The sequence below is a fragment of the Spirillospora sp. NPDC046719 genome, from assembly GCF_040645715.1.
Classification (GTDB): Bacteria; Actinomycetota; Actinomycetes; order Streptosporangiales; family Streptosporangiaceae; genus Spirillospora.
Genome location: NZ_JBEYYT010000262.1, coordinates 1 through 13,188, shown reverse-complemented (window position 1 = coordinate 13,188; position 13,188 = coordinate 1). Strand labels below are relative to the sequence as shown.

Below are 13,188 nucleotides of genomic sequence, written 5' to 3'. Positions count from 1 at the left end.
CGCCGGGCGACCCAGCGGCGGGCCACAGCGCGGCGGGCCACAGCGCGGCGGACGGCGGCGCGCCGGAGGTGCTGAGCAGGGCGGACGCGCTGCGCCTCGCCGGCCTCGACGAGGAGGTCGTCGAGGCGGTGAGCCGGCGGTGAGCCTCCGGTGAGCGCGCCCCGGCACGCTCACCGGCATGAAGAACGTCCTGATCTCCGGCGCCTCGATCGCCGGCCCCGCGCTCGCCCACTGGCTCGCCCGCTACGGCTTCGCCACCACGATCGTCGAGAACACCGCCGGCTTCCGCGACGGCGGCTACGCCGTCGACTTCCGCGGCGACGCGCACCTGACCGTCCTGCGCCGCATGGGCCTCCTCACCGACGTCGAGCGCGCGAGGACCGGCATGGGCGCGATGGCGTACGTGAACAAGGCCGGCAAGCCCGTGGCGACGATGGCGGCCGACCTGTTCGCCGGGGACGTCGAGATCCTCCGCGGCGACCTCGCCCGCATCCTCCTCGACGCCACCCGCGGCACCACCGAGTACGTCTTCGGCGACTCCATCGCGTCCCTCGACGAGGACGCCGACGGCGTGACCGTGTCCTTCGAGCGGTCCGCGCCGCGCCGCTTCGACCTGGTCATCGGCGCGGACGGGCTGCACTCCAACGTCCGCCGCCTCGCGTTCGGGCCGGAGGAGCGGTACGTCCGCGAGCTCGGCGTGCACTGCGCGATCTTCAGCGTCCCCAACCACCTCGGCCTCCGGTACACGGGGCACGTCTACCGGACCGGCGGGCAGCTCGCGTCCGTCTACAGCGCCCGCGACAACACCGAGGCCAGGGCCGCGTTCTACTTCGCGTCGCCGGAGACGGGCGTCGACCGCCGGGACGTGGCGGGGCAGCAGCGGATCCTCACCGAGCGGTTCGCCGGCACCGGCTGGGAGTGCGACCGGCTGCTCGCCGAGATGCGGCACGCCCCCGACTTCTACTTCGACGCGGTCGGGCAGGTCCGCATGGACGGGTGGGCGCGCGGGCGGGTCGCGCTCCTCGGCGACGCCGCCTACTGCCCGTCGTCCCTGTCCGGCATGGGCACCGGTCTCGCCATGGTCGGCGCCTACGTGCTCGCGGGCGAGCTGGCCGCCGCGCGCGGCGACCACCGCGTCGCCTTCGCGCGCTACGAGGACGTCATGCGCGACTACGCGGCGGGCTGCCAGAAGATGGGCGACGGCGTCGCCAAGCTGATGATGCCGTCGAACCGCGCCGTGATCGGGCTGCTGAACCGGTACTACAAGCTGCTGCCGTACCTGCCGGGCAAGAACATGGCCGCCAAGATCGCCCGCAGGACCGCCGAGGCGATCGACCTGCCCGACTACGCCGGGGTGCCTACGCGGCCGACGCCGTGAGGCGCCGGAGGGTGATCTTCAGCTTGGGCCTGCCGTCGCCGGGCCCGGTCGCGCCGCCGTCCGTGCCGGCCTTCGCCACCTTGTCGATGACGTCCATCCCGGACGTGACGTGCCCGAACACCGTGTAGTCGGCGGGGATGTCCGCCTCGCCGTACACGATGAAGAACTGGCTGCCGTTGGTGTTCGCGCCCGCGTTCGCCATGGCGACGGTCCCGCGCGCGTACTTGGCGCCGGACGTGTTCTCGTTGGCGAACGCGTAGCCCGGACCGCCCGACCCGGTCCCGGACGGGTCGCCGCACTGGAGCACCTTGAGGGCCGCCGACGTCGTGAGCCGGTGGCAGGACGTCCCGTCGTAGAACTTCTTCCCCGCCAGGTACATGAAGGAGTTCACGGTGCAGGGCGCCTTGGCGCCGTCGAGGTCCATCTTCACGGTGCCGAGGTTGGTCGCCAGCTCGGCGTGGACGGTCGCGGGAAGCTTCGCGGTGGCCGGAGGCGTCCCGACGTCCTTCACGTCGCCTCCGGACGACCGCGTGTAACGGCAGGCGCCGCCGATGGCGGCGGTCCCGCCCGAGGGGGTCGTCCGGCTCGCCGAGGGGTGGTCGCCGTCGCCGCCGTGGTCCTTGAGCAGCACGGCGGCGGTGGCCGTCCCCGCCGCGAGCAGCGCCACGGCCGCGACCGCGCCCGCGATGACCAGCGCCCTGCCGCCCTTCCGCGGCCCCGGAGGCCCGGAGGGGACCGTCTGACCCGGCGGAAGGAACGGCGGCCCCGGAGGCGTGTTCGGCAGTGGGCCTGGAGCCGTCCCCATACCGGGCGGCATGGGCGGCGGCCCGTCGGGCGGCGCGAAGGCGGGCGGCGCGGTGGTAGGCGGCGCGGGGGCGGGCGGCGCGGTGGTAGGCGGCGCGGGGGCGGGCGGCGGGAGCGTCGCAGCGGTCAGCGTCGCCGCCGCCGACGACCCCTCCTCCAGCAGGTGCGCCTCGCTCCCGTCCTCGCCGAGCAGCCGGACCAGCACCTGCAGCGCCGTCGGGCGCCGCGCCGGGTCCTTCTCCAGGCACGCCGCGACCATCGCGCCGACCTCGCCGCCGAGCACGCCCAGCGCCGGCGGCGCGTACAGCACCCGATGCATGATCGCCGGGACGGTGTCGGTGCCGAACGGCGGCGCCCCGTTCGCCGCGTAGGCCATGGTGCAGCCCCACGCCCACATGTCCAGCGGCGGCCCGCCCGCCGCCCCCGACACCTGCTCGGGCGCCATGTACGCGGGCGTGCCGACCGCGCCCGTCATCGTCGCGGACGTGGCCTCCAGCGGCCGCGCGATGCCGAAGTCGATGACCTTCGGGCCGTCCGGGCCGAGCAGCACGTTCGCGGGCTTGAAGTCGCGGTGCACGACGCCCGCCTCGTGGATCGCCGCCAGCGCCGTCGCCGTGCCGATGGCGAGGCGCCGCAGCTCGGCCTCCGGCAGCGGCCCGCGCCCGCCGACCAGCTCCCGCAGCGACGGCCCCTCGATGTACTCGCTGACGATGTGGGGCGCGTCGCCGCCGGACCCGTCCGCCGGGACGCTCGCGGAGAGCACCCGCGCCGTGCAGAACGGCGCGACCCGCCGCGCCGCCGACAGCTCCCGCTCGAACAGCGTCCGGGCCCGCTCGTCGCCGTCGACCTGCGCGCGCAGCACCTTCACCGCGACGCGCTCGCCGGTGCCGGACTCGCCCAGGTAGACCGTCCCCTGGGCGCCCTCGCCGATCAGTCCGGTCAGCCGGTACCCGCCGACTTCGCGCGGGTCGTTCGGACGCAGCGGGCGTGGTTCCGCCATGCGCGGACCTCCAAGGCAAGGGGGAGCTGGAAAGCCTACCGACGCCGCACGGAATTCCTCCGCCGAGGCGGTCACATCGGCGCCGCGCCGTCCGTCAGTGCTGTGAACGACCCGATGAACGACCCGATCGGCCTGAGGAGAACGCGATGAGCAAGCTGGACATGACGTCGATGTACACCTTCCACGACGCGCTCCGCCGGGACCTGCGGCACATCGCCGACGTCACCGCGCGTCCGGACGACGACCCCCGGCGGGTGCTGGCCACCGCCGTCGGCTGGGAGCTGTTCAAGAAGGCGCTGCACGCGCACCACACCGCGGAGGACGAGGCGCTATGGCCGGTGATGCGCGAGGCCCTCGCCGGGCGCCCGGACGGGCTGGCGCTGCTGGACGCGATGGAGGCCGAGCACGCGGCGGTGGACCCCGTGATCGAGGCGATCGACGCGGCGCTCGCCGACCGCGAGTCCGGGCCCGCGCGGCTCGGCGAGCTGACGGACACGCTGGCCACCGCGCTGGGCGGGCACCTCAAGCACGAGGAGGACGAGGCGCTGGCGCTGATCGACGCGACCCTGTCCGAGGCGCAGTGGCTGGAGTTCGGCCAGGCGAGCGGCAAGTACGTCGGGCCGGACGCGCCGCGGGTCATCCCGTGGATGCTGGACGGCGCGTCCGAGGGCGCGGCGGCGGCGATGCTGGCGCCGCTCCCCGAGCCCGTCCGCGCGACCTACGCGAACGAGTGGGTCCCCGCGTACAAGGCCCTCGACCTGTGGGGCGCCCGCGCTTAGGGGAGGCCGCGGAGAACCGAGTCGATCTCGGTGAGGAGGGCGAGGGCGTCCTCGTCCTCCGCCCGCTCGAAGGCGTCGCCGACCGCGCGCACGGCGGCGCCTTCGAAGAGCCACGAGACGACCTGGTCGTAGGGGCGGCCCGGGCAGGCGATGCGCGGGGCGGGGCGTCCGCGCTTCCAGACCAGGTCATCGGCGGTGAAGTCGTGCAGGTGCCTGATCGCGGCGAGGGACGCGAGCCGGCCCCATGCGGCGAGGTGCGGCGCCACGTCGCCGGTGGCGCAGCCGAGCGCGCACAGCGCCGTCCGGATCCGGAGCGGTCCGGGATGGCCGGTGAGCGAGCGCGTCCAGAAGGCGTCGAGGAACGCGATGATCGCGCCGCGCTGCGGCCACCGCTCCCAGCCCGCCCGCGAGAGCTTGCCGAAGACGGCCTCGGGGTCCGGGTAGGCGAACGCGTCGTCGGCGGCCAGCTCCAGCAGGCGAGGGGCGAAGTAGCGGAAGTCGGCCTCGTCGCCCCACGTGTTGAGGGCCTTCGCCGCGTACCTCGCGAGGTCGTCGGCGGTGAGGTCGCGCAGGGGACGGGCGAGCAGCGGCCGGTCCTCGTCGGCGGCGACGCAGCAGGGGCAGCCGTGGACGCGGGCCGGGCGGGGGACGTCGGCGAACGCCCCGTACAGCGCCTCGACCGCGTCGGCGTACATCGGTCAGGGGGCGGTGCGGCGGGCGTGCTCGTCGAGTTCGAGGTCGATGAACGCGCCGATCATCGCGCGCCACACCGCTTCGGCGACCTCGGGGGACAGGCCGGCGGACGCGGCGCGCTCGCGCGCCAGGGCGACGACCCGCTCGACGCGGTCGGGCGCGCGGACGGCGCCCGCGTCGGCCTTGAACGCGGCGGCGGCCCGGACGAGCCCCTGCCGTTCGGCGAGGAGCCGGACGAGGTCGCCGTCGATGGCGTCGATGCGGGCGCGGACGTCGGAGAGCGAATCCATACCGCGATCCTGGCAGGGCGTCCGGTGCGCGTCACTTCGGCGGCGCGGTGATGAGGTCGCGGTACCAGCCGTACGACCTCTTCGGCGTGCGCTTCTGCGTTTCGTAGTCGACGTGGACGAGCCCGAAGCGCGGGTGGTACCCCTCGGCCCATTCGAAGTTGTCGAGCAGGGACCAGGCGTAGTAGCCGCGGATGTCGATGCCGTCGTCGATGGCGGTCCGCATCGCGGCGATGTGCGCGTCGAGGAACTCGATGCGGGCCGTGTCGTCCACCGTGCCGTCGGGGGCGACCTCGTCGGGGAACGAGCAGCCGTTCTCGGTGACGTAGAGCGGCGGCAGCCCGTTCGAGTACCGCGCGCGGAGCGTCCGCAGCAGGGACAGGAAAGCGTCGGGGACGATCGGCCAGCCCATCCCCGTCACGGGGTACTCGGTGATGTCCGCCATGTCGAAGGGCAGCGGGCCGTCCGCGGGCGGCGCTTTGAGGCGGGTCGGCTGGTAGTAGTTCACGCCGAGGAAGTCGATCGGCGAGGCGATGACCGACATGTCCAGGTCGTGGACGTAGGGCGCGAGGTCGGGCCCGCCGAGTGCGGTGAGGTCGGGGTAGGCGCCGGTCAGGACCGGGTCGGTGAACATCCGGTTCATGAAGGCGTCGAACGCGAGCGCGGCGTCCCGGTCGGCGCCGGACGCCGGGTCGGCGGGCCAGGCCGGCGAGTAGTGGTTGGTCAGGCCGACGCGGCGGGCGCCGCCGCCGCGCAGCGCGGTGACGGCGAGGCCGTGGCCGAGGAGCTGGTGGTGGGCGGTCGGCAGCGCGTCCAGCATCAGCGTCCTGCCGGGCGCGTAGACGCCGAACGCGTACCCGTAGGCGGTGACGACGACCGGCTCGTTCAGCGTGATCCACATGCCGACGCGGTCGGCGAGGCGGTCGGCGGCGCGGTAGGCGTACTCGGCGAACCGGTAGGCGGTGTCGCGGTTCATCCAGCCGCCCGCGTCCTCCAGCGGCTGGGGCAGGTCCCAGTGGTAGAGGGTGACGGCGGGCTCGATGCCGGCGGCGAGCAGGGCGTCGACGAGCCGGTCGTAGAAGTCCAGGCCGCGCGGGTTGGCGGCGCCGCTGCCGGACGGCTGGACGCGCGGCCACGCGAGGGAGAACCGGTAGGAGTTCACGCCGAGCTCCTTCATCAGCCCGACGTCCTCCGGCCACCGGTGATAGTGGTCACAGGCGACGTCACCGGTGTGCCCGTCCCGCACCCGGCCCGGGGTGTGGGCGAAGACGTCCCAGGTCGACGGCCCGCGGCCGTCCTCGTGCACGGCGCCTTCGACCTGGTAGGCGGCGGTCGCGACGCCCCAGCGGAAGCCCTCCGGAAACCCCATCCGTACCTTTCCCATGAACGCGAATCCCCTTCGGACTTTACGGGGCGGGGTGGTCGCGGCGGAAGGGTCCCGTGACCGCGGGGTGGGGAAGGCCGTGCGGGCCATGACCGAGCATGGCGCGTTCGGGTGACAATGGTGGCGTGACCGAGATCCGCACGCCGCTCCGCCGACGTCCCGCCCAGCGCCGCAGCGCCGAACGCGTCCAGCGGATGCTCGACGCGTGCGCGGACATCCTGGAGGAGGACGGCTACGACGGCCTGACCACCACGCGGATCGCCCAGCGCGCCGAGGTCGCGATCGGCTCGGTGTACCAGTTCTTCCCGGACAAGCGGGCGGTCGCGCAGGCGCTCGCGCTGCGCAACCTGGAGGTGTTCGGGGAGCGGATCTCGGCGCGGCTCGCCGCCGGCGCGTTCGCCGACTGGTCCGACACCGTCGGCGTGATCATCGAGATCTTCGTCGAGATGCACCGCACCGTGCCGGGGTTCCGGGTGCTGCGCTTCGGCGACGTCGCCGACGTGAACCTGCTCGACTCCGACGCCGACAACAACGCGGTGGTCGCCGACCGGCTGCGCGAGATGATCGTCGAGACGTTCGGCGTGCAGGACACCCCCGGCCTCGCCACCGCGCTGGCCATCGCGGTGGAGGCGGGCGACGCGGTGCTGAAGATGGCCTTCCGCCGCGACCCGGACGGCGACCCGCTGATCGTCGCGGAGGCGGAGCGGCTGATCCACGGGTACCTCGCGGGGCACATCCAGGAGGCCTGACCCGCACCCCGCGCCGGTCACCATTTGGTATTTCGTCCGGACATCTCCCTCAGCTCGTCGTTTGTGGCAGACTCGCGCGAAAACGCGACGGGACGAGGGTGAGTTCGCTGGAGACAGAGCGGCTCCAGGCGCAGCACCGGCTGCTGATCCGGCAGCGGGTCCGCCTGATGGTCAACCAGTACGAGGTGCACGCCGAGAACCCGGACGGCGGGGAGGGCGAACTGCTCGCGTTCGCGCAGCAGAAGCGGCTGGCGTTCAAGGAGCAGGTCACGCTCTACGCCGACGACTCCAAGACCCGCCCGATCCTCGGCTTCAAGGCGCGCAAGCGCATCGACCTGGCGTCGGCCTACGACATCACCGACGCGGACGGGCGGCCCATCGGGCTCTTCCGCAAGGACTTCAAGAAGTCGCTGATCGCCTCGACCTGGCATCTGGAGCAGCCCGGCCTCGGCGTGACGACGGGCAGCGAGCGCAACAAGTTCGTCGCGGTGCTGCGCCGGGTGTGGGGCTTCATCCCGTACGCGGAGAACCTGCCGTTCGCGTGGCCGTACCACTTCGACTTCTACGCGGGCGACCAGATCGTCTTCTCGGTGGAGAAGAAGTTCGGCCTCCGCGACCGCTACGTGGTCGACATCAAGGACCCGCGCCTGGACCGCCGGCTCGTCGTCGCCCAGGCCGTCGCGCTCGACGCCCTCCAGTCCCGCTGACCGGCGGCCGGGCCGCCTGTCCCTCGGGACGGGGCGGCGCGGCTACAGCCAGCCCTGCGCGCGGGCCGTGTGGACGGCCTCGATGCGGTTGCGGGCGCCGACCTTGTTGATGGCGGACGACAGGTAGTTGCGGACGGTCCCCTCCGACAGGTGCAGCCGGCCCGCGATGTCGGCGACCGTGGACCCGTCCGCGCCCGCCTCCAGCACGTCGCGCTCGCGCGGCGACAGCGGGTTCGGGCCCGCGCTGAGCGCGGCGGCGGCGAGCGCCGGGTCGATGACGCGCTCGCCCGCGACGACCCGGCGGATCGCGGCGGCCAGCTCCTGCGCCGGGCCGTCCTTCACCAGGAACGCCGACGCGCCGGCCTCCATCGCGCGGCGCAGGTAGCCGGGCCGGCCGAACGTCGTCAGGATCATGATCTTGCAGTCGGGCACGGCGGCGCGGATCTCCGGCGCGGCGGCGAGGCCGTCCCGGTCCGGCATCTCGATGTCCAGCAGCACGACGTCCGGCCGGGTCCGGGCCGCGACCGCGACGGCCTCCGCGCCGCCGGACGCCTCGCCGACGACCTCGAGGTCGGCTTCCAGGCCGAGCAGCGCGGCCAGGGCGCCGCGCACCATCCGCTGGTCCTCGGCGAGCATCACGCGGATCACGTGGCGGACTCTACCGCCGCCCTCTCCGCGCCGGCCCGGCCGAGCGGGACGCGCACCGCCAGCCGGAAGCCGCCGCCGTCGCGCGGGCCCGCCGCCACGGTCCCGCCCGCGTCCGCGACCCGCTCCGCGAGGCCCTCCAGGCCGTGGCCCGGCGCGTGCCCCTCGCCGGGCCTCCCGCACCCGTCGTCGACGATCTCCAGGGTGGCGGCGCCGTCCGCCCGGCCGACGGTGATCGTGACGCGGCGGGCGCGGGCGTGCCGCACGACGTTGGTGACGCCCTCCCGGACGGCCCAGCCGAACAGCCCGTCGACCTGGTCGGGCAGCGGCGTCCCGGACGTCCGCACCTCGGCCTCGATCTCGGCGGCCGCCAGCACCGCACGGGCGCCGTCCAGTTCCCCGGTGAGGTCGCGCCGCCGGTAGCCGGAGATCGCGGCGCGGACGTCGGCGAGGGACTGGCGCGCCACCGATTCGATGTCGCGCACCTCCGCCATCGCACGGTCGGTGTCCCGCTCGCCGAGCCGCCGCGCCAGCTCGCTCTTCAGCACGATCAGCGACAGGCTGTGCCCGAGCAGGTCGTGCAGGTCGCGGGCGATGCGCAGCCGCTCGTCGGCGGCGGCGAGCCGGGCGACCTCGCCGCGCGCCACCCGGAGCTGCTGGACGAGCGTGCGGGCGTGCCGGAACCCGACCATCATCAGCCCGAGCGACAGCGAGGTGACGGCGATGACCGGCAGCGCGCCCTCCGCGCCGTCGATCAGCGCGCACTGCAGCGAGGCCAGCGCGGTCGCGCCGCCGACGCCCCAGAGCACCCAGTCCATCGGCAGTGCCATCGCGAAGATCATCGAAAGGTAGACCGGTGTGCCGATCCACTCGTCCCCGAACGCGAACGGCAGCACGGCGCTGACCACCGCGAACGCCGCGAGCAGCGTGCGGGTGAGCGGCCCGATCGGGTCGACCCAGCTGCGCATGCTCAGCGGCGTCGCGTAGTACAGGCCGATGAACGCGCCGAGCCCGAGGACGGAGAGGGCGAGCCTGGTGCCGCTGTAGCCGACGACGACATGGGCGAGCGGGATCATGTAGATGAGGCCGAACGTCGACCAGAACGCGCGCCGCCGCCGGGACCGGCCGGGATCGGGCCCGTCCAGATCCTCGCTGTCGAACAACCTCAGGCTCATGACGCCTGAATCGTATGCCGATGCCCAGGTCGGGGGGTCAGTGAGCGTTGTCGTGGGTCCGGGATGACTTTTGTCATGGTCATCTTGCCCGCGCTTGGGGTCTGGCCTGCTCGCGCTTTACATGTTACGAAGGTATGTAAAGCGGTGGGCGGAGCACACCACGCGTCGCGACGGTGCGGCGCCACCCCGAGGAGGATCCCCCGTGAGTTCCTACGACCTCTACTCCACGCCCGTGCCCACGGAGACGTGGAACGTCCCCATGGCGGGCGACGCCCGGTTCACCTGGGAGTACGACGAGGGCCGCGACCGGCTGCTGAGCCTGTACCAGAAGGGCAAGGACAAGCAGTGGGACGCGACGAAGCGCATCGACTGGGACCTTGAGGTCGATCCGGTCAACGTCGCCGGGCTGCCGGAGAACTTCAACCCCCTCATCGGCTCCGACATCTGGGACAAGATGTCACAGAAGGAGCGGGACGAGTTCGGCCGCCACCAGGGCTCCTGGCTGTTCAGCCAGTTCCTGCACGGCGAGCAGGGCGCGCTGAACGTGTCGGCGCGCATCGTCCAGTCCGTGCCCGACCTGGACTCGAAGTTCTACGCCGCCACGCAGACGATGGACGAGGCGCGGCACGTGGAGCTGTACGCGAAGTTCGTGCACGAGAAGATCGGCATGTACTACCCGATCAACCAGGACCTGGCGAAGCTGCTCGCCGAGTCGCTGGAGGACAGCCGCTGGGACCTGCCCTACCTCGGCATGCAGGTGCTCATCGAGGGCCTCGCCCTCGCCGCCTTCGGGCTGTACCGCGACATGTCGACGAACCCGCTGGTCAAGCAGCTGCTCGCGTACGTCATGCAGGACGAGGCGCGGCACGTCGCGTTCGGCCGGCTGGCGCTCAAGGACTACTACGCGGAGCTCACCGACAAGGAGCGGGCCGAGCGCGAGGAGTTCGTGGTCGAGGGCTGCTACCTGATGCGCGACCGGTTCAAGGGCCGCGAGGTGTTCGAGCAGCTGGACATGCCGGTCGACAAGTGCATGGAATACGTCGACAACTCGGATATGTACACGCTCTACCAGTCGCTGCTCTTCAGCCGAATCGTGCCGTGCGTCCGGGACGTCGGCCTTTGGGGTGACAAGGTGAAGGCCGCCTATGCCGACATGGGCGTCCTCGACAATGCCAAGGCCGACCTCGAAGCGCTGATGCGGCAGGACGAGGAGATCGCCGAGAAGGTCGACGAGGAGAAGTACGCGGCCGAGCTGGCCGTCCGCAAGACCGAGGTCGACGAGGCCATCGCGCTCGGCGCGGAGTGACGCCGGACCGCCGGAAGGCCCCCGCGCCGGAGTAACGGCGCGGTGAAACGCGGGGACGCCCACGGGCGTCCCCGCGTCGCATTTCCGTAGATCTTCCCCGCCCGCCCCCGATCGATTTTCGAATTCGGCATACGCGGCATCCGGGCTGTACTAACGTGCCCGCTCGACGGTGCGCCGGAGAACGCACGCCACGGGCGCACGCACACCGCGCAGAGTCGATCCGAGAATGTCGGGGGAAATACGTATGAACCGATCCGCCAGAAATCTGCTGGGCCTGTCCGCGGCCGCCCCGCTGGCCGCGGCGCTGGCCCTGTCCGCCGCGCCGGCGAACGCCGAGCAGGGCCCGGTCGCCGACCTCGTCTACGGGACGGTCGGCCAGGTCGGCCCGGCGCTGCCGCCGGTGGCGCTGCCCGCCCCCGTCTCCGACACCGCGAGCCGCACCCTGGAGTCGGCGGCCGGCACCGCGGACGGCGCGGTCGCCTCCGCGGCCCGTCCCGGGCGGAGCGCCGGCCTGGGCAAGGGCCTGCCCGTGTCCCGCACCGCCTCCGCGGCGGGGTCCGCCGCCCGCGCCTGCCGGGTCGACCCGATGAAGACGGTCGACGGCACCCGGGTCACGCGGCTGCTGCCGCACCAGACGATGGCGCTGACGCCCGGCCGGGACGGCGCGCCGATCTCCGCCCCGCGCAGCGGGAGCTGCGTCGGCGCGGCGAACCGCACCGCCTCCGGGCCCGGCCCGGCGGCCGGGCTGCCGGCTCCGGTCGGGGAGGCCGCCAAGGTGCCCGGACGGGTCGTCGGGCGCGTCACGTCCGTCCCGAAGCGGGTCGTGCACAGCAAGGTCGGGAAGGCGCTGCCGACCGGCCGCTCCGCCGCGTCCGGCGGGTCCGGCGGCGGGCCGCTGGGCGACGCGGTGGACCTCGGGCTGCCGGGCGACGCCTCCGCGCTGCGCTCCGCCGCGCCGATCTCGATGGTGTTCCCGGACGGGGCGGGGCTGCGGCGCGCCCGGCCGGCGCCGCAGAGCCTCACCGGCGAGGCCGACGACACCGTGAAGACGCTGCAGTCGCAGGTCGGCAGCGTCGTCAACGTGCTGAAGACGCGCGAGCGGCCGTCCGACACCCACTGACGAAATCACCTCGGAACGGGGCGTTCCGGAGATGTCAAGTGCATCCCGGAACGCCCCGTTTTGCTGCCTAACGAACGCTTGTTATATGTCCGAGATCACACCTTCCATGGCGAGTAAATTGGATCTTGAAATGCGCTCACCCAGCGAAGTCGATCGGCTTCGCTGGGCAAAAAGAGAGGTGACAAACCCCACATTGTTCGGGCCTGCGCTTGATTCACTCCGGACGCAACGTACGGTCAAGGACTTGTGCGGCGCTTTCGAGATCAAAAGTGAAGATGCAACGCAGCCGCACCTGCCGGACGCCGAAGCCGCGATGACGCGGCCGCGCTCAGCGAGAGCGCGCAGACGGGCCTTGGAGCCCATGGGCGGTGCGGGTCTCGGGGGACGAGGAGGTCGCCCCGGCGCGCCGCGAGAACGGCGCTGAGAAACGCCGGGCGTCCGGGGTCCTGTCCCCTACCGAAGGATTCTTCGTGGGCAACCCTGACGAACGACATCGTCTTCACGCGCGCCTTCGCGCCCGCCTTCAGCGGCCGCGCCTGCGCACCCTAATGATCGTTTCCGGCGTCGCCGCCGCCGTTCTCGCGGTGGGCGCGTTCGCCGTCGCCAACGGCCGCAAGGCCCCGGCCGACTCGGCCCAGGCCGCGCAGACCGCGCCGGGCGCGACCGTCCCGAAGGCGGACCCGCCGAGGCCGGAGCCGTCCCGGGCCAGCCGCGGCGGGCCGCGCGACCCGAACCCGAAGCACACCGGGAAGAAGGCCGAGCCCAAGAAGAAGGCGCGGTCGGAGGCCGTCGCCGAGCACAAGACCAAGCCGCAGAAGAAGGCGAAGGTCCTGCAGTCGGGCTCGTGCGAGGCGTCCTTCTACGGCGAGGGGCAGATGACCGCGAGCGGTGAGCCCTTCAACCCGAGCGCCCTCACCGCGGCGCACAAGACGCTGCCGTTGGGCTCCAAGGTCCGCGTGACCAACAAGAACAACGGCCGGTCGGTCATCGTCCGCATCAACGACCGGGGCCCGTACGCGGGCGGCCGCTGCCTGGACCTGTCCACCGCGGCGATGAAGAAGGTCGGCGGCACCGGATCGGGCGTCATCCCGGTCCGCTACGAGGTCCTCTCGAAGGGCTGAGTTCCACCACGCGCAACCCGCCTCGCGGGCGCTCGACGCT

Annotated in this window: 13 protein-coding genes; 7 read left to right on the top strand and 6 right to left on the bottom strand. The window is 73.0% G+C overall.

Features of this window, described 5'->3' with window-relative positions; all coding sequences use genetic code 11:
• Positions 1-178 precede the first annotated feature (178 nt).
• The gene (locus ABZ914_RS33485; protein WP_500198162.1) at positions 179-1,378 is read left to right on the top strand and encodes an FAD-dependent monooxygenase; all 1,200 of its coding nucleotides are present in this window, start codon (positions 179-181) and stop codon (positions 1,376-1,378) included.
• Here the strand turns inward: ABZ914_RS33485 and ABZ914_RS33480 are convergent.
• A complete protein-coding gene (locus tag ABZ914_RS33480; RefSeq protein WP_500198161.1) occupies positions 1,359-3,182 on the bottom strand; it encodes a protein kinase domain-containing protein in 1,824 nt (607 codons plus the stop codon). The genes ABZ914_RS33485 and ABZ914_RS33480 overlap by 20 nt on opposite strands.
• A gap of 146 nt (positions 3,183-3,328) precedes the next feature.
• On the opposite strand from ABZ914_RS33480, the gene ABZ914_RS33475 reads away from it, so the two are divergent.
• A complete protein-coding gene (locus tag ABZ914_RS33475) occupies positions 3,329-3,961 on the top strand; it encodes a hemerythrin domain-containing protein (RefSeq protein ID WP_387028036.1) in 633 nt (210 codons plus the stop codon).
• On the opposite strand, the gene ABZ914_RS33470 is transcribed toward ABZ914_RS33475, so the two are convergent.
• The 3 genes from ABZ914_RS33470 to ABZ914_RS33460 are packed head-to-tail and all read right to left on the bottom strand — an operon-like array spanning position 3,958 to position 6,325.
• Positions 3,958-4,656 (bottom strand): hypothetical protein, encoded by a 699-nt coding sequence (locus tag ABZ914_RS33470; protein WP_500198159.1) that lies wholly within the window; start codon positions 4,654-4,656, stop codon positions 3,958-3,960. The genes ABZ914_RS33475 and ABZ914_RS33470 overlap by 4 nt on opposite strands.
• A 3-nt stretch (positions 4,657-4,659) precedes the next feature.
• Complete coding sequence (locus ABZ914_RS33465; protein WP_500198157.1) at positions 4,660-4,944, bottom strand: chorismate mutase; 285 nt, start codon at positions 4,942-4,944, stop codon at positions 4,660-4,662.
• A gap of 31 nt (positions 4,945-4,975) precedes the next feature.
• Complete coding sequence (locus ABZ914_RS33460; protein ID WP_500198156.1) at positions 4,976-6,325, bottom strand: GH1 family beta-glucosidase; 1,350 nt, start codon at positions 6,323-6,325, stop codon at positions 4,976-4,978.
• A 125-nt stretch (positions 6,326-6,450) separates the two neighbouring features.
• Here ABZ914_RS33460 and ABZ914_RS33455 point away from each other — a divergent pair, with 125 nt between their 5' ends.
• Positions 6,451-7,074, top strand: coding sequence for a TetR/AcrR family transcriptional regulator (locus ABZ914_RS33455; protein WP_347257182.1), 624 nt, complete (start codon positions 6,451-6,453; stop codon positions 7,072-7,074).
• A gap of 98 nt (positions 7,075-7,172) precedes the next feature.
• Positions 7,173-7,781: an LURP-one-related family protein gene (locus ABZ914_RS33450; protein WP_500198155.1), complete on the top strand. Its 609-nt coding sequence runs from the start codon at positions 7,173-7,175 to the stop codon at positions 7,779-7,781.
• 42 nt (positions 7,782-7,823) lie between these two features.
• Here ABZ914_RS33450 and ABZ914_RS33445 read toward each other — a convergent pair whose 3' ends face one another.
• The gene (locus ABZ914_RS33445) at positions 7,824-8,429 is read right to left on the bottom strand and encodes a response regulator transcription factor (RefSeq protein WP_387028029.1); all 606 of its coding nucleotides are present in this window, start codon (positions 8,427-8,429) and stop codon (positions 7,824-7,826) included.
• Complete coding sequence (locus ABZ914_RS33440; protein ID WP_500198153.1) at positions 8,426-9,601, bottom strand: sensor histidine kinase; 1,176 nt, start codon at positions 9,599-9,601, stop codon at positions 8,426-8,428. Before ABZ914_RS33440 ends, ABZ914_RS33445 begins: the two co-directional genes overlap by 4 nt.
• 202 nt (positions 9,602-9,803) lie before the next feature.
• Here ABZ914_RS33440 and ABZ914_RS33435 point away from each other — a divergent pair, with 202 nt between their 5' ends.
• From ABZ914_RS33435 to ABZ914_RS33425, 3 genes are all read left to right on the top strand, one after another.
• The gene (locus ABZ914_RS33435) at positions 9,804-10,907 is read left to right on the top strand and encodes a ferritin-like domain-containing protein (protein ID WP_500198152.1); all 1,104 of its coding nucleotides are present in this window, start codon (positions 9,804-9,806) and stop codon (positions 10,905-10,907) included.
• 244 nt (positions 10,908-11,151) lie between these two features.
• On the top strand, positions 11,152-12,027 hold the full coding sequence (locus ABZ914_RS33430; RefSeq protein WP_500198151.1) for a hypothetical protein: 876 nt from the start codon (positions 11,152-11,154) through the stop codon (positions 12,025-12,027).
• A gap of 548 nt (positions 12,028-12,575) precedes the next feature.
• Positions 12,576-13,148: a septal ring lytic transglycosylase RlpA family protein gene (locus ABZ914_RS33425; RefSeq protein ID WP_500198150.1), complete on the top strand. Its 573-nt coding sequence runs from the start codon at positions 12,576-12,578 to the stop codon at positions 13,146-13,148.
• Positions 13,149-13,188: the final 40 nt, after the last annotated feature.